Source organism: Pseudomonas sp. A34-9 (assembly GCF_029543085.1).
GTDB lineage: Bacteria > Pseudomonadota > Gammaproteobacteria > Pseudomonadales > Pseudomonadaceae > Aquipseudomonas.
In genome coordinates this window covers 2,052,941-2,074,436 of record NZ_CP119967.1, presented here as the reverse complement: position 1 = coordinate 2,074,436, position 21,496 = coordinate 2,052,941, and the positions used below count along the sequence as shown (strand labels likewise).

14 protein-coding genes are annotated in these 21,496 nt (G+C 56.0%); 13 read left to right on the top strand and 1 reads right to left on the bottom strand.

Going from position 1 to position 21,496, the window contains the following annotated elements; all coding sequences use genetic code 11:
* Positions 1-114: 114 nt before the first annotated feature.
* The 8 genes from P3G59_RS09275 (at position 115) to P3G59_RS09240 (ending at position 15,975) form a co-directional block, all read left to right on the top strand.
* Positions 115-1,980 carry a hypothetical protein gene (locus P3G59_RS09275; protein ID WP_277761305.1) on the top strand — a complete coding sequence of 622 codons (1,866 nt, stop codon included), beginning with the start codon at positions 115-117 and terminating at the stop codon, positions 1,978-1,980.
* 530 nt (positions 1,981-2,510) lie between these two features.
* Complete coding sequence (locus P3G59_RS09270; RefSeq protein WP_277761304.1) at positions 2,511-3,914, top strand: hypothetical protein; 1,404 nt, start codon at positions 2,511-2,513, stop codon at positions 3,912-3,914.
* Positions 3,915-3,966: 52 nt separating this feature from the next.
* Entirely contained in the window at positions 3,967-5,868 is a 1,902-nt protein-coding gene (locus tag P3G59_RS09265; protein ID WP_277761303.1) for a hypothetical protein, read from the top strand.
* A gap of 106 nt (positions 5,869-5,974) precedes the next feature.
* Positions 5,975-7,876 (top strand): hypothetical protein, encoded by a 1,902-nt coding sequence (locus P3G59_RS09260; protein ID WP_277761302.1) that lies wholly within the window; start codon positions 5,975-5,977, stop codon positions 7,874-7,876.
* Between the two features lie 257 nt (positions 7,877-8,133).
* Positions 8,134-10,038 (top strand): hypothetical protein, encoded by a 1,905-nt coding sequence (locus P3G59_RS09255; RefSeq protein WP_277761301.1) that lies wholly within the window; start codon positions 8,134-8,136, stop codon positions 10,036-10,038.
* A 107-nt stretch (positions 10,039-10,145) separates the two neighbouring features.
* Positions 10,146-13,766, top strand: coding sequence for a calcium-binding protein (locus P3G59_RS09250; RefSeq protein ID WP_277761300.1), 3,621 nt, complete (start codon positions 10,146-10,148; stop codon positions 13,764-13,766).
* A gap of 134 nt (positions 13,767-13,900) precedes the next feature.
* On the top strand, positions 13,901-14,122 hold the full coding sequence (locus P3G59_RS09245) for a hypothetical protein (protein ID WP_277761299.1): 222 nt from the start codon (positions 13,901-13,903) through the stop codon (positions 14,120-14,122).
* A gap of 5 nt (positions 14,123-14,127) precedes the next feature.
* Complete coding sequence (locus tag P3G59_RS09240; RefSeq protein ID WP_277761298.1) at positions 14,128-15,975, top strand: hypothetical protein; 1,848 nt, start codon at positions 14,128-14,130, stop codon at positions 15,973-15,975.
* 98 nt (positions 15,976-16,073) lie between these two features.
* Here the strand turns inward: P3G59_RS09240 and uraH are convergent, their stop codons facing one another.
* On the bottom strand, positions 16,074-16,427 hold the full coding sequence (gene uraH, locus P3G59_RS09235; protein WP_007913983.1) for a hydroxyisourate hydrolase: 354 nt from the start codon (positions 16,425-16,427) through the stop codon (positions 16,074-16,076).
* A gap of 421 nt (positions 16,428-16,848) precedes the next feature.
* Here uraH and puuE point away from each other — a divergent pair, with 421 nt between their 5' ends.
* The 5 genes from puuE to P3G59_RS09210 all read left to right on the top strand — a co-directional run bounded on the left by puuE (position 16,849) and on the right by P3G59_RS09210 (position 21,377).
* Entirely contained in the window at positions 16,849-17,775 is a 927-nt protein-coding gene (gene puuE, locus P3G59_RS09230; RefSeq protein ID WP_093441662.1) for an allantoinase PuuE, read from the top strand.
* The gene (gene uraD / locus P3G59_RS09225) at positions 17,772-18,287 is read left to right on the top strand and encodes a 2-oxo-4-hydroxy-4-carboxy-5-ureidoimidazoline decarboxylase (RefSeq protein ID WP_123533285.1); all 516 of its coding nucleotides are present in this window, start codon (positions 17,772-17,774) and stop codon (positions 18,285-18,287) included. Before puuE ends, uraD begins: the two co-directional genes overlap by 4 nt.
* Positions 18,288-18,374: 87 nt before the next feature.
* A complete protein-coding gene (gene alc, locus P3G59_RS09220) occupies positions 18,375-19,370 on the top strand; it encodes an allantoicase (RefSeq protein ID WP_007913974.1) in 996 nt (331 codons plus the stop codon).
* A gap of 138 nt (positions 19,371-19,508) precedes the next feature.
* Positions 19,509-20,012, top strand: coding sequence for an ureidoglycolate lyase (locus tag P3G59_RS09215; protein ID WP_007913973.1), 504 nt, complete (start codon positions 19,509-19,511; stop codon positions 20,010-20,012).
* Positions 20,013-20,063: 51 nt separating this feature from the next.
* Positions 20,064-21,377, top strand: coding sequence for a urate hydroxylase PuuD (locus P3G59_RS09210; protein ID WP_277761297.1), 1,314 nt, complete (start codon positions 20,064-20,066; stop codon positions 21,375-21,377).
* Positions 21,378-21,496: the final 119 nt, after the last annotated feature.

Here is a 21,496-nt window from a genome sequence, read left to right as displayed (position 1 = left end):
CCATTTCTTGCATGCCCGCCAGATTTTTCTGAGCCGCGGTCGAGCACGCCTGAAAAACACCAAAAAACGGCCTGTTCCGTTTTTAAACAAGCTCACCTGAAGGAGTCATCCTGTATGGCCAAACCACCCAAAATAGTTGCTGTAACTCATGCACCCGATACATCGACGACAACCACCAGAACCGGGAGAGCGTTGCTAGGCCACCGCGGTACGGGCCATTTACCTGACCTGCCCGTGCACGGTGTCGACATGCTGTCCGGCTTGCTCGCAACAGATGTCTCGCAAGGCTCTGTCCCACGTGCGCCCAGCGTCACAGTGTCGCGAATGCCGAGCGATGTTTTCGATACTTACACTCCCGCGCGCAGTGAGATTGCGTGGCCTCAGAGCCGCTTCAACGAGTTAATTCCCATCGGAGACAACACGGGACTGTTCACTGGTCCCGATCTGCGCACCTACGCCCAGATCGGCACTGAAGGCCGATTCGTTGTCGAGCAAAATCCGCAGGGGAATTACTTCGTTCCACTGTCCTTTGCGCCCGGTGTTCCCGGCCCGGTTCTGGCGAAAATTCAAGGTCAAGCCAGTTGGCGCATCGAGCGACCTGGCTGGCAATCGACAGAGGCCTCGCTTCCTGTTGATATAGCGCCGCAACCGCCCGCTTACTTGTCGCCAGAACAGGCAGGCTCACTGACCAGAGCCGAACTGTCCGCGGATGGAATCCGTTACGACAAACACAAAAAAACCTACGTCGATATGGCAGAAGGAACTGTCATGATTGGCAAACATAAGGGGGTCTATCGTGAGACGTCGGCCGGCGACAGCTCCCCCAATGGCATGGAGGTCGAAAACATTCCGGGAACCAAGGTCTGGCGCCGCAAAGTGCAGGACACGAGCCTTCAAGAAAGCCCCCCGCCAGAACGTCCTCACCTGCACGCCGCACCCGACGACCCGACACCCGGCCCAAGCAAACGCCCACGGCTTGATGCGCCCGAGGCAAGGTTAACGTTGACACCTGACAGCGCTGCCTCAGTAACGCGGACACCCTATTTCTGGCTGCCCTGGGGGCATCTGAACCCGCCGCCATCGGGAGACTCCGTCCTGCTGGGCTGGCTCCATTATCCAATCGTGCCCATCGGATCGGCACCTCACCGCCTGCCCCAAGTCTATTTCCTGCAGCACCCGGAATTTGTGCCAGCACGCTTCGACGCCTTTGAGCACATGCTGCAAACAACCCCCGAACTTCAGCCCGTGGCAACGTTTCGTATCGGTACCGAGCCGGGGGAAGTACATCCCGGTAAACGGTTCTTTGAAAAGCCCCTCTCGCAGTCTGTCACTGATACCTTCCCTGCCTTCTCTGACCTCACTTCGCGGGCCGTTGCCCGAAAACTGTTCGAACTCGCGGACAACTCGACCACCATCACCGGCACCGGACTGGTAAACATTCAGGCCGTTTTGCATCAGTGGAACCAGAAGCCTTTCCCCACGACACCGGCCTATGCCGACCCGATGAATATGCTTCCGATAACGACACCCATTGATGTCGGAGGAAAAAGACTCTTCCCGTGGAGCGCACAGCTCGACGGAGATTTGCAGCGACTCACCTTCGATCCGAAGCGTTTTCCACTGGAATGGCATCACTATCTGGCTGCGCCGACGGATCTGAATCTCAGACGCCTCGTCGGGGCATTGCTCGTTCGCAGTGGCTACGACGTCTTTCCGCTGACCCACGAACATAACATGCCCACGCTGGTGTTCAGACGCACCCATCACGAAGAAGTGTTTTTCCTCAAACTGGGCGATCCCGGCCTCTCCCACACACCCGGCAATGAACTGGTCGATCCGGCACTGCCGCGCAGGATTGGCGACGACGCCCTCCTCGCCCTGACCACCGCCAAGGCCCGGAACAAAGTGGTCTGGCTGATCGGTGGAGTGGTGAAAGTCAAGTCGAATCCAGAGTTCGTGGTCATCATCAGAGAACGTTGACCGCAGCCTACCCTTGCCGGCCAGCCGGCGAGGGTTTATCCGGTACTCGGCACACGCCTGTCAGCGCCGCAATGCCTTGTATCGTTTGTTTTTGGCTCAAGACATATATACCGCACACGACGCCGCCCTTTTTCCGAATATCACTTCTTTGAAGCGCTGTCAGGCCTTGCGCCTGATCACGTGGCGCCGCCTTTCAGATGACTGAACTGGCAATTCATCGGAGCAATGCAATGGCAAAACCACCCAAGAAAGTTTCTGGCTCAACCTCACCCGAAACGTCCACGTCCACATCCACGTCCAGACTGACACCGGATACGCATGCGAGCTCCCACAGCGACATGGGGCATTCCATCCCGGGCATTACCGGAACAGATCCAGGGGTCTTTACACCGGACGCCTTGCCAGGGCCGTCCCACCAGCGCCCCAGCGTTATCGTCAGCGTTATGCGGGACCCGCAAGGCCCCTCATCCACACGCCACGCTGCTACAGGGCAAGGAACGCAAGACACGCCAGCCCCCCCACAAGCATCGATGCTCCATACGTCAGTCGACGACGCGGTGCAGCATCCGGTATTCATCGATGCCGAGTTGGCCAACCGACTGAAAGTGTACCCGGGCACCTCGGAAGGTATCCGCTACGACAAACACAAAAAGGCTTATGTCGAGATGGAGGGCGGCATGGTCATGGTTCGCAAAGGCCGGGACGGATATCGGCAGACACACGCCCAGGAACCGAGTCCGACGGGAGATCCGGTTGAACAGATTCCCGGCTCACACCTATGGCGACAAATCGTCACTGATGACGCCCCGTCGAAACGCTCGCGAGCGGACGCTGACCTCGCGGCTGAACCAGAATCCGAGGCTACGACAGGGCCGAGCAAGCGCGCGCGCCTGTCGGATGAAAGCCACGTCACGAACGAAGCAAACGCACTGGTGGAAAACCTTTACGCCCAACAATCGAGCGCAATCGATCTGTCCGCAGGGCAGTGGAAAAACTGGGCAAGAACGCAAAAGCCGGAATCGGGCGAGTCAGTAGAGATAGAAGGCAAACACTACCTGATCGTACCCAAGGATTTACGCCCGGAAACCGAACTGGTCTATTTGCAACATCCAGGATTCGTACCTGATCGCTTCGATGCATTCGAACAAATGTTGCGCCAGGAACCCGATCGCCAGCCGAAGTGGGCATTGAAACGGGATGGCCAATGGAAGGTTCTGGAAATCCCGCCGTTTGCAATGCCACCGTCCCAATACGTTTCCACTGCATTCAACTATTTGTCGGATCATTCGACGGCTGCCATCGCCAGGGCAGTATTCGACCGCGTCAGCCTGCCTGACGGGATCAACAGTGATGGACTCTCGACGATGGCCCTGACATTTCGCCACTGGCTTGATCGGGTCAATAACGAGAGCCCCATGCGCGATCTTTCCGACCCGCTGGTGATGCTGCCGAGGCTGCCTGTTCAGCCTGACCCTTTGGTAGCTGGCGGAATACTCACACTCCCCCCTCGTGACTCGGTTCCTCTGCAACGTCTGGACTTCGATCCACAACGCTTTCCTCTGGAATGGGGGGTGTACACAGCGGCGCCAACCGCTGCGAGCCTGCGCACCCTGTTCAGCACTGTCCTGCAACACAACGGTTATAGCGTCAATCCGACCCCGCGCCAGCACAAAGAAGCGGCGTTGATTTTTCATCGCCAGGGCGTTGCCGCGATTTTCGTGCTGAGACTTCCGCGCATCACCGGCGACACCGTCCTTCGCAAATCCATCGTCGGCTCGGAAGTCACCAGTGCCGAGTTCCTGAACCGTTTTAGTGCGGCGGAGAAAGAAAAGCTCAACAGTCATCTGGCACGGGGCGAGGTCATCAACCTGGTCGGGGGCGTTCAACTGGCATCCATCGGCACCCCGACGCTCTTCATGGTGAGGGAAGGATGACCGTTGGCGTACTTCAACTAATCAGTCCAAGGGATTCACGGGAAGACCACTGATGGCTAAACCACCCAAAAAAACGTCTCTCACGACGTCAGCCGATACAGACTCGGCAACGACCAGACGCTCGCCACTGGAGTTTGCCGCTGTTCGTGTGCACACGCAGAGTACCGATCTGGCGCTGCCCGGCCCCTCAGAGGTTCACCCGACGCAGAGGATGCAGGCGGGCAGTGAGCCTCTGCCATCCGTAGAAGTCCGCGCCCTGCCTGCCCTCATCTCCGAGATGCTGGAAACACATCTGAAGGCGATAACCTGGCCCGTCGAAAATAGCCATCTGCTGACTGCGCTCGACACCCAGACCGGACTGTTCATCAGTCCGCAGGGTGATACCTATGCCCACATCGCGAACGAAGGCTATTTTCGGGTCGTTCATCAGCCAGACGGCCGCTATCGGATTTTCTGGCCTGCCGCTCTAGGCGAGTCGGGTCCGTTGCTGACCCGGGTTGAGGGGCAACCCCACTGGCGCTCCCTGGGCCCAACCCGGCCAGAACAACGTGCAGCCGCTGACAGTCAGTCAGCCGCCGACGCGGCAACGATGCCGATTGACTGGCTACGGCCTCTGACTGAACAACAAGCTGGCAGGTTAAAGACAGGGCACGAGACCCGCGACGGGATTCGTTACGACAAACTGGGAGGCCTGTACGTCGACATGGAAGACGGGGGGACGTATCGGGTACGTAAACGCCCGGACGGGAGTTATCAACTGGGTTCCCCGCATCAACTCGACGTGCCGCTCATGCCGGTCGAACAGATTCCCGACCGCCCACTGTGGCGAATCAAACCGACGGCCCCTCCCCACCCGACTGACCCGACCCTACGACTTGACCCGATTGTCGAATCCGATGGACCTGGCCCGAGCAAGCGTGCGCGGCTGGCGCCAGACAGCGAATCCACTGCACCGTATTCACCGGGCGAACAGGCGCCGGGCCAGACCACTGCGGCCGATTCTTCAATCGGGGATTGGAAAAACTGGGGGAAACCTGCACCGCTGCAGTGGAGCGACTCCATAGAAATAGAAGGGCTTCACTACGCGATCGTGCCTCAACGCGTTCAGGCCGATACGCGCGTTGTCTTCCTGGAAAACCCGCAGTTTACCCCTGACCGCTTTGACGCTTTCGAACAAATGCTGAACGACACGCCGGTTTTGCAACCGAAGTGGGCGGTAAAAAGCGCTGACAAATGGACCGTCGTGGACACCCGCCCTTTTGAGGCCCCCCTGTCTCAATACGTCGCCAGATCCGTCAAGTTGCTGTCGGAGCAAACTGCCACCGCCATTGCCAGAGCCGCGTTCAATCGGGCAAACGATTCCAGCGTCATTAACGGTATTGGCCTGCAAGTGTTGTACGACACGCTTTACCACTGGGAAAACCGAAGCACGTCCCGGCCACCGGCACGTGACCTGGCCGATCCGTTGATGCTTTTGCCTGTCCTGCCAGCACAGCTCAACGCGGATCTGCTGGGGCACAGCCTTACCCTTCCATCGCCGTTTGGCCGGGAACTACAGCGCATCGATTTCGACACCCGCCGTTTCAATCAGCTATGGACCGCAGCACTGAACACACCGGGGGTCAGCCTGCGCAAAGTGTTCAGCGACATTCTGGAACACAACGGTTACGTCGTGGATCGCACCAGCCGCATGTTCAGCGACGACACCTTGCTGTTTAAACGGGAAAGTCTGGACGCCGTATTCATGTTGCGATTTCGGCAGACCAATCCAGACGGAACGCTGCATCGCCAATGGGATCCCGACTCCGGATTAACTGTTCCAGCCTTCCGAACCGTGGTCGCGAGGTCAAAATGGAAGCAAATACTCGAGCCCGGCAACGTTGTGTTTTTAGTCGGCGGCCTTCAGCAACTCTCTGCCGAACACAACTTACTGTTCATCGTTAGAGAAGGTTGAACGTGCGCCGAATATTTTGACCGGTTGCTGATCGGCGCTTGCCACAACTCATCACCAGCGCATCGTGCAGTGCATACCCCAATATTTTAAATACGAGGATCTATAAATGGCCAAACCACCGAAGCAAGGATCGGGTATCAACTTACCGGATACGTCAACGACAACCAGACCCCCCTCACAGGTCACACCAACAGGTAACCGCCTGAATATCGATCTCCCAGGGAGGTTCCCGGAGGGTAGTGGACAGCGCCCGGACTCTTCGCAGGATGTGTCGGCGGATGTTTCGCGCCTGCCGTCTGTGCTGGTCAGCGCGATACCGGGTCGGGAGCCTGTTACAGCGCAAGCCGCGATGGACTCAATGACCTGGCCCGCCGATCGCGTGCACATGTTGCATCCTCTCGGATCCGACAGCGGCCTGTTCACCAGTCCCGATGGCGCGCTCTATGCGCACATTGAAAATGCGGGACATCTGCGGGTCGAACGCCAGCGCGATGGCCGTTTTCAGGTGCCTTTTGATGACACCCCGCAATTGCCTGGCCCTTTCCTGAACAAATCAGAGCGCCAGGCAACCTGGACTTTCGAGCGTCCAGACTGGCTGACACAAGAAGCAAAGTCCGACACGCCATCTTCCCGAACCACCGAACCCGCGCCCGTAGAAGCACCGATATATCTTGACCCGGCGGACGCTGCCCAGCTCTCGCCAGCGAAGAATACGCTGGACGGAATCCGCTATGACAAGCACCGCAAAACCTATGTCGATACGGCTTTTGGAACGGTCATGGTGCGCAGAAACGCCGACGGGGAATATCAACAAGCCTTGGCGACGGCGACGGACTCACCCAACGTTTTTTTTGAGCAGATCCCCAGGACAAAACTCTGGCGACGCAAAACCCTGCAAGTCGTTCACATAAAAAACAGGTCGCAACAGGGCAAGCGCCGTCCCCCCCACGACATTGACGAACCAACCCCAGGCCCAAGTAAACGAGGCCATCTGGAAAATGATCCGAACACTGCACAAACGTTGACCGAGAACCTGCTTTCCGCCAACCCGCAAGCGATCAATCTGTCTTATGGGCTGTGGCGAAACTGGGGCAAAACTCTCCAGTCACCACTGGGCCAGCATATTGAAATAGAAGGGCTTCATTACCGCATCGTGCCACAGCTCCTGGATGCCGACTCGCGCCTCGTCTACGTGCAACATCCATTGTTTTCGCCTGCACTGTATGACGCCTTCGAATACATGCTTCGAGACAACCCGTCATTGCAGCCGAAGTGGGCGATTAAAATCGAACATCAGTGGACGGTTCTGGACAGTGGCTTCCCCTTCGAAATGCCCATTACTCAATACGTTTCCAGAACGTTCCGACACTTATCCGACTCATCCGTCAGCTCCTTGGCCAGAGCCTTGTTCAATCAGGCGAACAGGTCCGAGGTCATCACCGGTCATGGATTGTCGGTGATGATTCAGACGTTTCGTTACTGGAAAGCCAGGAACTACCAACAGCCCCCACGTGCAGAACTCGCCGACCCGTTATTAACCTTGCGCAATCTTTCCGGCGAACGGGACACATCAACGATTCCCTTATCAGTGGGAGAAGGCTTGCAGCGCCTGGATCTCGACCCCGGGCGATTCCCCTATCACTGGAATAAATATGCAACGGCTCCAACGCTCCCCAACCTGCGAAAGATGTTCAGCGATGTGCTGGAAGACGATGGCTACGTCATAAGTTCCGCATCGCATACGCTCGGTGAGGACACCCTGCTGTTTCACCGGAAAACCATTGACGCGGTATTCGTCTTGAAACTTCCTCCCCTCATCAACGGCAGGCTACATCGTTCCGAACAGCCGGGTGCGGAACTTACCGGTCCCGTGTTGCAGACTTTGATCGGCCAGCAACAGCAGCCGCTGGTCAGCTACTTGATTGCTGACAAAGTTGTTTATCTGCTGGGGGGCGTGCAAACGGATGCGCTGGGGCAGACCACTCTCTTTGTTTTCAGGGAGAGCTGAACAATATTGAGCAGCAATCGAAATAGTTAACGATCACAGCGCCTGACTTCTGTTACACAGCTCCAGATTACTTAATAAATAAACAGCGTACGCGGCTACGGACGCGCTGCTCTTCGTCTATCCATACGCTTTAACTGCCGTAGTCGCCAGCACCCGTCAAGTTACAACCAAACACTAACAACAAACAAAAACACCCTGACAGTTATTTCAACACCTTAATTATTCTTTTAAACGATACATAACTTGAGACAACTTCAATGGCCAAACCACCAAAAAGGGTAGGTTCCCACTCCACGACGGACACCCCCCACTCCACGTCGGACACCCCCTCCTCGTCTTTGCCGGGTCCGTCGCCGGGCATCCGTTGGAATGTAGGCGGCTCCGACACGATTACACCCGGCATCGATCTACCCGGCCTCTCCACGCTCAGTGTGCCGGGGAATGCCCTTCCTGAGCCGAATGTCACGGTGACGCGCATAACAGATCCTGTGATCACGGAACTCAATTCGCGACTCCGTGAAATTTCCTGGCCGGGCCTGCAGGCTCACTTGCTGCGCCCCCATGAATCTGTTGAAGGCCTGTACCTGAGCCCCAAAAATGAAATCTATGCCCACCTGGAAGAAGGTGGCTATTACCGAGCCGAGCTCAACAGCAACGGTGACTACCAGATTCCCTGGCCCGAGGCTCCGGGCGTGACACCCCCGATATTGAGAAAAGTCGAAGGCCAGGCTCGTTGGCGTCCCGAGGCCGCCTGGTACTCGGCGCAGCCCGCACCTGGCAGTTCGACAACCACCGCAACGCTCACAACAGCGCAAACACTGCCCTTTCTCGATCCGCAACTGGCAGCTGCACTTTCCTGGCCGGTGCATTCGCCGGATGCAATCCGCTATGACAAATTGAAGCATGCTTACGTCGACACGGCCGACGGAACCGTCATGGTGCGTAAGGACGCGGCTGGGTATCACCTTGCGTCCGCAACAGGGCCTGACTCACCACACATCCGCTTTGAGCGGATTCCACGAACCCCACGCTGGCGCCTCAAGTCGCAGGACGGCGCGAACACACAAGAAACCACGCTTTCAGGCAATCGTCGCCCGCCCAGGGATGCCGACGAATCTGCCGCAAATCCGAGTAAGCGTCCACGGCTGGACGCACAAACCGACGCCGATCCCGTCGTTCCCCTTGAACACTTCGGAAACTGGCAATCCTGGGGAACCGCGACAAAACCGCAAGCCGGCGACACGATCGAAATCAACGGCAAGCACTATCCAATCCTCACTCAGCAGAACTACGCGAATGACTCACTGGCCTTCATAAGACATCCCCAGTATTCCGCCGATCGTTTTGAGGCTTTCGAGCAGATGTTGCTCACTACCCCGCAATTGCAACCACGGGGCGCGGTGAAGTTGACGAACCAATGGACAGGCCTTGGCGGTGACAAGTGGCAAATCCTGGGTGAACGGCCATTCAAGAAAACATTGACTCAATACGTCGCCGACACGTTCCCCTACATGGCGGATCACTCAGCGAGCAAGGTTGCACGCGCCATGTTCATCCGGGCCAATCACGCCGAAGAGCTCAATGGTTATGGCTTCAATGATTTATTTGACACTGTTCAATACTGGTCAACGCGGCACAAACATATCGGGGGTGAGAAACCCAGCCGGCAGGATCTGCTAGATCCCTTTTCGTTGCTGAGTCCGCTGGCGAAGGATGCAGACAACTATATGATCCTGCCACCGGCTTTCGCCGAAGGACTACAACGAATAGATTTCGATTCACGACGTTTTCCCGAGCAGTGGAAAGAATCAGTGATCAGTACTTCCTACCAACGTCGCGAATCATTCAGAGATGTTCTGAGTCATGAAGGCTACCAGGTTTCTCACTCTTTTCGTGAAAACCAGAAAGATGCGTTGATGATTCAGCGTCGAGGGCTCAACACCGTATTCATAATGTTTTTTAAAGCTTTCAATTCGGGAAAATCACATAGTATCGACCCGACGACATGGCTCAAGAAAAGGGCTTTTATGAACATAATCGAGCCTCACGACAAGACGTTACTGAAAGAACATCTCGCCCAGAACAGGATCATTTATTTAAATGGTGACGTGGATGCGCATACGCTCAGCGAGGGCAATTTTGTTATCAGCAGAATACAGTGAGCCGTTTAAAAAGCAGCACCCTTCCAAAAGTCTGACAAAACATACACAACCTGATTTTAATAAACCTTCTGCGCTCTAGCGCTCCGACACCAAACAAGGAAGTTTAGATGTCTACACCCTCAGTTGTTGAATCCAGCCATATACAGGCTGACACCCTCGTAGTCTCTGACATCGGGTTTCATTCCAACGAACGTACTTCCGAGACCATCGACTTCGAAACAGAATCCGTCGATGACTCAGTAAAAACTGAAACTGCACAAAGCAGCCAACGCAAACCCGGCCAGCTCAAGATACTCGACGACCTGTATGGCCCGCTGAAAATCGGCCCCTATACCATCACTCGCCGAGGCCTGGATGCATTGGGGGCAACCATTGATGGTCAACCGTTGACCGGCCATAACACTAATTTTCGGACACCCAGCCGATCGTTCATCAATGCCCTGCAGTTGAGCTACCCCGAAATTGAAAAGCGCATGAAGGTGTCGACTTTCGGCGATGACTATCGTCTGCCTTCCCTGCTGTTCGAGATGTCGAGCATACGTCCGCCTGCCGCCCCTCCGGTGATAAGAGAAGAAAGCACAGTGCAGGTGGATGAAGGCGGGTACTACAAGAAGATGACGCGTCTGTTGAATTCGGCACAACAGCTTGATTTACGTACCAGTTATTCGAAAAAGAAGCCTCCTCTCTGGATTTCACCCAATGTCATGACCGGTGCAGGTTTGGGTATGCAGGGTTTCGGAATATTCATGGGTTTGAGGGGCATTTTGGATGCGGTGAAAAACAATGACGCGGTTGAAGTCATTTACAACGGCGTAGGTGTCGGTACGGAACTCGGTTCGATTGCCATCGACGTCGCCGTCACCAAAGCCGGCCAGCACATGATCAGTGCCGCCAATGGCGCGATGAGAGATTTCGCCAGGACCCGAGTCGGCATCAGGCTGGGTCGTTCAGGCGGACTTGTCGGCGGAATTCTGACAATTCCCTTCGATGTCTACAGCGCTCACCGAGAGTTCACTGCCGCCAGCAATACAACCGGCAAAGAAGCCATGGATCATTACGTCGCCGGTAGCTTGAACGTCGCCAGTGCCGCCATGACCGTATTACTCGGGGCTGCCGCCATGGCAGGGGTCGCCCAGGCAGGCCCGGTCGGTCTGATCATCGGTCTGGTGATGATTGTGGGGTCACAGATCTACGGCGCAGTACGTATGGTCGATGAAATCGACGACTACATTGAACTCACCATTTGGGAACGTATACGCACTGGTTTGGAAGCGTTCAGCTTTTTTTTCGACATCGATAAAGACATCAAGGATCGCTATGAAGCCGCCAAGACGAAAGCCGAAATCGAAAAGGCCAGAGTCGAAACCGTAAACTGGCTGGCAAAGATGTCCAACACAATACTCAACGAAACGCACAAGGACACTATAGAAGCCGTTGTACACGGTCGCTTCAAGAACAGACTGAAAAAAAGAAGAGTACCCGTAGAACGTTTTGGCGTTATGACCATGCCAATCGTGCACATCCCTGAAGTTGTGGGACTGGACGATACGATTGATGCGCGCGATGGTGTCACGGCGGACACACCCGGTGCAGTGCTTGGCACCCCCGGTAAAGACAAGGGTGTCATGTGGATGATTGGCGAAGGCAAGGACACGATCATTGGTGACGCGAAAAAACCCAACACGTTCTATTACGGGGAAGGCGTAAAAGATCTGACCGGGGGGGAAAAAAATGACAAGTTCGTTGCCCAGAACGCGGCAACTGACATCGATAACAATTACGGGATCACCGAACTCTCAAAATTGAAGGGTGGCGCCGGCAGCGATACGCTGGTATTGGCGGGCAAACAAACCTTTCTCGCCAGGGACCGAAGTTATGCTATCGATCTGGAGGCGGGCACTTTGCAAGTCTACTCACCTCGCCCGGATCCGTGGATTGACGACGGACAACAGTATTCCACCAAGGCAGTGCTCGACAGTATTGAAAACGTCGAGACGCATACTGACGGAAACAGTATTGTCACCGGCACCGCTGAAGCCAATGTGATCACATCAAGAGGCAGGGACAAGATCGACGCCGGCGCGGGCAACGACACGATTAATCTGCTTCACCAAGGGGCCCAGGCTTCAGGCGGACCTGGAATGGATTGGTACTATGTCGCAATACCACAGGGGTGGGTCACCATTACGGAAGATGGCGTTGACGAAAGTTACATCTCGCTGAACTGGCGAATGGACCACATCGAAAAAATCGAGTTACATAGGCATCAACTCCATATTTGTTTGAATTTTGATTTTCATTATGGACGTCGAAGCACCATATGTATTGAGGACGTCTACAAGAAATCTGACAATCAACGTGTCTGCGTCAATAACAAAATCATCATCGTGACCAGGGATCGCTATCGTTTAAGACTCGACCTTCCTGAAAAAATAGAACATGACGGAGTCGTCAGGATAAAGGCCGATATCATTGGCGACGGTCATCCAGAACACACAACCATGGTTTACGACATGGTATGCCAAGTACCCACCAACCAGAACACTCACTATTATGTGCCGCGAGTCAATAAGCACGTCCAATTCTTGACCGGGAGCAACCCCGACTCATTTTACGGCACTCGAATATTTCTGGACTATGATTCCTCCGAGTTGACCCTGGCGCATGCAGCGTTTCGCACGGTCCCCTCCATTAAATTGAACAACGCGGCAGACAAAGACAAGGTTGATGTCTCCTGCAAATTTGTATTTCACTTTGGCGCTGACAGATGGATTGAAATCGAAGGCGTTGGGGAATACAAAGAAACGACGCTAGAGTCTGCACTGAAAAATATCGCAGCCAATGTTTCCACTCATGGCTACATGTTGGTATTCCGGGACGGCAAAGCCCACACACTTATCCTTGAAGAGCAGTATTCCACGCCTCCGCAAGGCTACAAACATAACGTAACTAAAAGCATGACCTGCAGACATTTTTTCCCCATTCCATACCTGCGAATGGATCACAATGCCGTTTTTGAACTGCCCCATACTGCAGCGGTCAAGCTGGATCAAGTTCCGACGTGCATCCTCCCGACGCTGCTCCCCGCGCAAACCGCTATTGATACCCTGCACGGCGGTGGAGGAGTCTGTCTTGTTCATTTGCGCGAAAAAAGGATCTTGCGAATTGTCACACCGCGCGGCATGGCGACCTCCGCGGACAGGCTGAACCGCGCCTCCACCTGGCAGCTCGACGCTTCGCACCTGGCAGATTCCAGCATCACACTGGCGAACAATACGTTGTACGTGGGAACAGCGATGATCTTTGTTCCTGAGTACGGGCCGGACGATATTGTCGATGACGTTTTCGTGATTGGGCCCAAGGGTGTGGTTAAACGTGTGAATCTTTCCGTTGATACGGTTGATATTTCCTATCTGGATGCCCGGTATTTTGAGCCGCCCGCCAATGCCAAAGATAGTGCACTGGGCGAATTCTCCGCCATTGCCGATATGACGCTCGAAGTCAGAAATATCGTAATGATCGACGGCACCCGAGGGGTGGTGAAGTACAACATGCCAGCCCGCAAGTGGACGGTGCAAAGTACCACGCCGCAAGGTACAACGACCTCCAGGGACATCACCTACCAACAATTGCATATCGTTGGGCGCTGTGACCACATGACAGCGGGCTTATTCAAGCCGACACTGACTGAAAACACCAGTAAAGTTGAACCAGAAGAAACAAACTGATCCAGAGCTTGTTCTCCCTGAATGCTCAGGGAGAACATTCAGTTGCTTTTCAACCAAAGTTGAAATTAATGAAAAATCGCCCTGCGAAAACATTTTGAGGCAAACAAGGTCATTCGTTTTTTCTGGAATTGGCTTTGCCCGAAGAGTTTTCCGACATCAAGCACCGAGAACTCGATGTCAAAAATATTGTGATGCGCGATGGCACTCGAGGGCGGCTTAAGTTCAGCATGCCGAACCGCAAGTGGATGCTGGACAGCAACAAATACCGGGATATTACCTATGACCAACTGAAAGTTGTGGGCCGTTGCAACCACCAGGCGCCGGACATGTTCAAGCTGTCATTGCCTGATAACTGATATTGATGTTCTCCCCCGAACCCACTGTTTTTTACTTAATGGATGAAGAAAAAATGGCCAAACCACCGAAAGTATCTTCGGGCACAACCGTTGTCGATACGTCTGCAACAATAAGAAGCACCCCGGAGTTACCAGGCTCGAACAGGATAAGACCGGGCACCTCCGGCGTCTTTCTACCGGATACAAACGCACCTGTCGGTATACCTCCGACCACTGTTTTACACAATGAAAGCGCTGTCCAGCCCACTATGGAAGTCAGAGTTATCAGTGATTCTGTTGCATCGTTGGCAGCAAAAAACCTGCAGGAAATTTCCTGGCCGGTTGAGCAGGCGCACCTGCTAAAGCCACACGCGTCCATTGAGGGGTTTCATGTAGATGCCAAGGGGCGGATTTATGCCTTTCTGGAGGAAGGCAGGTATGTAAGGGCCGAACTCGACAGCCATGGCGATTATCAGATTCCCTGGCCTGCCGTCCCGGGCGTGACGGCGCCGTTGTTGAAAAAAGTCGCAGGCCAGCCACATTGGCAGGTCGAGGCAGACTGGTATTCGACGCAGCCCGCCCCCCTGCAAACACCCACCTTTCTCGAACCGCAGCTGGCCGCCAGACTTTCCAGACCGGAGCTTTCGCCGGATGCCATTCGCTACAACAAACTGAAACATTCCTTTGTCGACACGGCAGACGGAACCGTGATGGTGCGTAAAGACCCGGAAGGGTATCACCAGGCCTCTGCGAACGGGCTTGACTCACCCCACATACGCTTCGAGCGGATTGCGCAAACCTCGCTCTGGCGAATCAAGCCTCAGGAGCCTGCGTCGCAGAACACTCGGCGCCCCGCTCCCGAGCCTCAGGAGCCAATAGCGGGTCCGAGTAAACGGCCCCGTCTGCAAGCAGAAAATGATCCTGCGCCACACCTCGATACCCGGCAATGGCGAGCGTGGGGAAAAGACAGCAAGCCATGGGGAGAGTCGATCGAAATAGACGGCAAGCATTACCAGATCGTCCGCCAGTGGATGGAATCGGATCATCACCTCGCCTTTATTGAGCATCCAGACTACAGCCCGACGAGTTACAACGACTTCGAACAGATGCTGCAAACCACACCACAACGGCAGCCAATGGGGGTGGTCAAAAACAACGGCAACTGGACGGTGCTGGACAATCGCCTGCCGTTTGAAAAATCGTTTACCCGCTACGTCGCCGACACGTACCCGTCCTTATCGGCCGACTCCGTCGATACCGTCGCCAGGCGCATGTTCCGTGAGGCGAATTCGGGGGATCTGGTGCACAGCATGGGGCTGCATACGTTGTTTGAAGTTTTCCATCACTGGACCTACAAGAACAGCCAACTCTCGCCGCGCCCGGACTTGCTGGACCCCATGTTGCTGATCCTGGAAAAACCCCACCGGCTGGAGAAGGTGACCCGCACGTCATCCCGCAGCAGCCGCCTAAGCTATGACCCGCAGCACTTTCCTCTGGAGTGGGCGCAGCATTCTGCTTCGCCTGCAACATTCAACCTGTGGGATGTGTTCAACGGCACCTTGAGGCGTGACGGCTACAAGGTTTCAGAGACATTCCGCACCTCAGAGAAAGACTGGCTGCTGTTTTCTCGAGAAGGCTCCGAATCGATTTACCTCATGCGATTCGCGGATATTCAAAATGATGCCATTGCCCGAGGACCTTTCGGGCCTCCCAGTCAGAGTGTTCGCCGGGAAGCCTTCTTGCGGCAGTTGGGCTCTGCCGACAAACAGTTGCTCCTCAAGCATATCGACCAGAAAAGCGTCATTTACCTGATCGGCGCCAAGGAACAACCACCGGGCTCGGCACCTGGGGTGATTGTAGTGCGGGAATTCTAAAGAATTGCCGGACGAAAAAAAGCCCGCAGTGTGAGCGGGCGAAAGACCAAAGAAGCTATATGCGCAGTCGCTTCCCGGTGGGGGCAGCTGCTTGGGGGTCAGCTGCCCCGGTACGTGGAATAGCTGTAAGGCGAGATCAGCAACGGTACGTGGTAGTGATCCTGTTCGGCAGAGATGCCGAAACGCAGCACGACCACGTCCAGAAACGCCGGTTCCGGCAACTGAACGCCACGGGCGCGGTAGTAGTCGCCCGCATGGAACTGAACCTGATAAACGCCGGTACGGTAGTCATCGCCTTGCAGCAGCGGTGCATCGACCCGGCCATCGCTGTTGGTGACCGCACTGGCGACCAATTCCAGGTGCGAACCTTCAACGCGGTACAGCTCGACCTTGATCGAACTGCCCGGGCAACCGTGTGCAGCGTCCAAAACGTGTGTTGTCAAACGTCCCATTGATTCTGCGCGCCTGCCTGCGTGGAAGCAGTCAGACTTCGCGCCTCCCGAAGTCAGTTGAAAAGGAGACCGCACCGATTCGGAGCACGAAAAGCTGCGGCGAGCGATTGATTAAGACACTTTTCAAAAAAATTGTACACAATAAAAACGACATTTTTCACCTTACCCCCGCCATTCGGGGGTTTCCTCGTGTTCTGCCAGCAACACGCCTATTCATTGAACCTCCTATCCATTAGCTGACTGGTCAGGCAGGTTTCTTGCAGGCTGACGCCAATAGCAGCAAAAGATGACAGTCGGTGAAAAATGCGAAAATTCAGGCTTACAAATTGCGAATAAAGTTGTATACAATCAGTCCATCGCTGTGACGCCAGCCTGCCAGGCCGCCACACAAATCTGTCAACGAATAAGAAGGAAGACTGCAGTGAGCGCTGACTACCCACGCGACCTGATCGGTTACGGCAGTAACCCTCCTCACCCACACTGGCCGGGTAATGCCCGCATCGCCCTGTCGTTCGTACTCAATTACGAAGAAGGCGGCGAGCGCAATATCCTGCACGGCGACAAAGAATCCGAAGCCTTCCTGTCCGAGATGGTTGCCGCTCAGCCGCTGCAAGGCGCGCGCAACATGAGCATGGAATCGCTTTACGAGTATGGCAGCCGTGCCGGTGTCTGGCGGATCCTGAAACTGTTCAAGGAATTCGACATTCCGTTGACCATCTTCGCCGTCGCCATGGCCGCCCAGCGTCACCCTGACGTGATCCGCGCGATGGTCGATGCCGGCCACGAGATCTGCAGCCACGGCTACCGCTGGATCGACTACCAGTACATGGATGAAGCGCAGGAGCGCGAGCACATGCTCGAAGCGATCCGCGTTCTCACCGAAATCACCGGCGAGCGCCCACTGGGCTGGTACACCGGTCGCACCGGCCCGAACACCCGTCGCCTGGTCATGGAAGAAGGTGGTTTTCTTTACGACTGCGATACCTACGACGATGACCTGCCCTACTGGGAACCGAACAACCCGACCGGCAAGCCGCATCTGGTGATCCCGTACACCCTCGACACCAATGACATGCGCTTCACCCAAGTGCAGGGTTTCAACAAGGGTGACGACTTCTTCGAGTACCTAAAAGACGCGTTCGACGTGCTCTACGCCGAAGGTGCCGAAGCGCCGAAAATGCTCTCGATCGGTCTGCACTGCCGCCTGATCGGCCGTCCGGGTCGCCTCGCTTCGCTCAAGCGCTTTATCGAATACGCCAAAAGTCATGAACAGGTGTGGTTCAGCCGTCGCGTCGACATCGCGCGTCACTGGCACGAAACCCACCCGTACCAAGAGGCCGCCAAATGAGCCGCTTTCAAACTCTGCAACCGTCGACCCTGAGCCGCGACGCTTTCGTCAAAGCCTTCGCCGACATCTACGAACATTCGCCATGGGTGGCCGAGAAGGCCTACGACCTGGGTGTGGACGCTTCGATCGACGAGATCGAAACCCTGCACCAGCGCATGAGCGACATCCTGTTGAGCGCCGATCATGCAAGCCAGCTTGCCCTGATCAACGCTCACCCGGACCTGGCCGGCAAAGCTGCCGTCCAGGGCCAGTTGACCGAAGCCAGCACCAATGAACAGGCTGGCGCCGGTATTCACCAATGCACGGCCGAAGAGTTTTCGCGCTTCACCGAGCTGAACGACGCCTATAAAGCCAAGTTCAAGTTTCCCTTCATCATGGCGGTAAAAGGCAGCAACCGGCATCAGATCCTCGCGGCGTTCGAAACGCGCATTCACAATTCGGTCGACACCGAATTCAAATGCGCGCTGGCGGAGATCAACAAGATCGCCCTGTTCCGTTTACTGACTCTTTAGCAAGCCTGGCCCGAGCATGTCAGACGCGGAGAATGCCCAGGGCCTAGCAAGCATCCCCAGCCAACTTATTAAAGGCAGACAAGAAGAATGAAAGCTTACGCCGTACCTTTCGAGAAGTTCGTCAACCTGGCCGATGCCCGTCTGGGCACCAAAATCATCTCGGTCACCGATGACTGGTTCGCAGACGCCAATCGTCTGTTTCAGCCGACCCCGGCCGTGTGGAAGGAGGGCGTGTTCGATGACAACGGCAAGTGGATGGACGGCTGGGAGTCGCGCCGCAAGCGCTTCGAAGGCTTCGACAGCGCCGTAATCCGTCTGGGTGTACCGGGCTCGATCAAAGGCGTGGACATCGACACTTCATTCTTCACCGGCAACTTCCCGCCATCGGCCTCTCTGGAAGCGTGCTTCCTGGCCTCGGGCGAGCCTGATGAAAACACCCAGTGGACTGAAGTGCTGTCGGCCGTCGAGCTGCAGGGCAACAGCCACCACTACCATGAAATCAGCAACGACCAAGCGTTCAGCCACCTGCGCTTCAACATCTACCCGGACGGCGGTGTCGCCCGTCTGCGCGTGTACGGCATTCCGTTCCGCGACTGGTCGGCGGTTGGCGACAACGAGCAAGTCGATCTGGCAGCAGCCCTCAATGGTGGCCGCGCCCTCGCCTGCTCCGACGAACACTTCGGCCGCATGAGCAACATCCTCAACCCGGGCCGTGGCATCAACATGGGCGACGGCTGGGAAACTGCACGTCGTCGCACGCCGGGCAATGACTGGGTCATCGTCGCGCTGGGCCACCCGGGCGAGATCGAGAAGATCGTCGTCGACACCCTGCACTTCAAAGGCAACTACCCGGACACCTGCTCGATCCAGGGCGCGTTCGTCAAGGGCGGTACTGACAGCCAGATCGAAACCCAGTCGCTGTTCTGGCGTGAACTGCTGCCGAGCCAGAAGCTGGAAATGCACGCTGAACACACCTTCGTCGAGCAGATCAAGGCATTGGGCCCGATCACCCACATCCGCCTGAACGTGTTCCCGGATGGTGGTGTGAGTCGCCTGCGCGTATTGGGCAAGGTCGCGAAGTAATGCTGAGTCTGTAGGAGCTGCCGCAGGCTGCGATCTTTTGATTTTGATTTTAAAAGCAAGGTCAAAAGATCGCAGGCTTCGCCAGCTCCTACAGAGAAATGCAGTGAACAGACAACGAATTCGGATAAGAAGAACAGCATGCGCACACTACAGATTGAACCGCTGACCAAAGAAGCCTTCGCCCCTTTCGGTGACGTGATCGAAACCGACGGCAGCGATCACTTCATGATCAACAACGGTTCGACCATGCGCTTCCATAAACTGGCGACGGTCGAAACCGCTCAGCCTGAGGACAACGCGATCATCAGCATCTTCCGCGCCGACGCGCAGGACATGCCGCTGACCGTTTGCATGCTGGAACGCCATCCGCTGGGCAGCCAGGCTTTCATACCGCTGCTCGGCAACCCCTTTCTGATCGTGGTCGCGCCACTTGGCGATGAACCTGTATCAGGCTTGGTCCGCGCCTTCGTCACCAACGGCAGGCAGGGCATTAATTACCATCGCGGCGTCTGGCACCACCCGGTGCTGACGATCGAAAAGCGGGATGACTTCCTGGTGGTTGATCGCAGTGGCACAGGCAATAACTGCGATGAGCATTTTTTCAAAGAGGATGAGCGTTTGATCCTCGCCCCCCACCAATAAGAGAAGGTCTGATCACTCGACAACAAGAGTGACAGGCGAGAGGTAAAGACTGTGGAAGCACATCTGTTGGAATGGCTGAACCTGAGCGTGCGCTGGGTTCACATGATTACTGGCGTGGCCTGGATCGGCGCGTCGTTCTACTTCGTCTGGCTGGAGAACAACCTCAACCGCGTCAATCCGAAAACCGGTCTGGCCGGTGATCTGTGGGCGATCCACGGCGGCGGTATCTATCACCTGGAAAAATACAAACTGGCCCCGCCGTCGATGCCGGAGAACCTGCACTGGTTCAAATGGGAAGCCTACTTCACCTGGATGTCGGGTATCGCGCTGCTGTGCGTAGTGTTCTACTCCAATCCAACGCTCTACCTGCTGGCTCCGGGCAGCACACTGAGCGGCCCTGAAGGCGTGGCCATCGGTATCGGCTCGCTGTTCCTCGGCTGGTTCATCTACTCCTTCCTCTGCGACTCGGCCTTGGGCAAACGCCCTGCTTTGCTCGGCTTCATCCTGTTCGTGCTGATCATCGGCGCAGCGTATGGCTTCAGCAAAGTGTTCAGCGGTCGTGGTGCGTACCTGCATGTCGGCGCGATCATCGGCACCATCATGGTCGGTAACGTGTTCCGCATCATCATGCCGGCGCAGCGTGCACTGGTCGCGGCGATTGCCGAAAACCGTACGCCGGACCCGGCGCTGCCCGCCAAAGGCTTGCTGCGTTCGCGTCACAACAACTATTTCACCCTGCCGGTGCTGTTCATCATGATCAGCAACCACTTCCCGAGCACCTATGGCAGCCAGTACAACTGGTTGATCCTGGCCGGGATCGCAGTGTTGGCAGTGTTGGTGCGTCACTACTTCAACACCCGTCACGACAGCCACAAGTTTGCCTGGACGTTGCCGGTGGCAGCGGTGGGCATGATCACTCTGGCGTACGTCACCGGTCCTGCACCGATGTCGACCGCTCCGGAAGTGGCCAAGGCGCCAGCGAAAATCGAGTACCAACCGCTGCCGGAAACGGCACTGGGTGGTGGCGCGAAACCGGCTGAAGCGGCGGCACCTGCTGCACCCGCAGCGCCTGCCGCAGCACCGGCGCAAGCCTCCAATGCAGGTCCGGCCTTCGACAAAGTGCACAACGTGATTCAAGAGCGTTGCGCGGTTTGCCACTCGGCCAAACCGACCAGCCCGTTGTTCAGCGCTGCACCCGCGGGTGTGATGTTCGACACCCCCGAGCAGATCCGCCAGAACGCGGCGCGCATCCAGGCGCAAGCCATCACCACGCAGATCATGCCACTGGGCAACATCACGCAGATGACCCAGCAGGAACGTGACCTGATCGGTGCATGGATCGCCCAGGGAGCACAGACCAACTAAGCAACAAAGCTTCGCGAGCAGGCTCGCTCCCACAGAGATCGCGCATTTCCTGTGGGAGCGAGCCTGCTCGCGAATCGCCTTGACGCGGTTTTACCTGATGCACAGAAACAGCTGTGAGC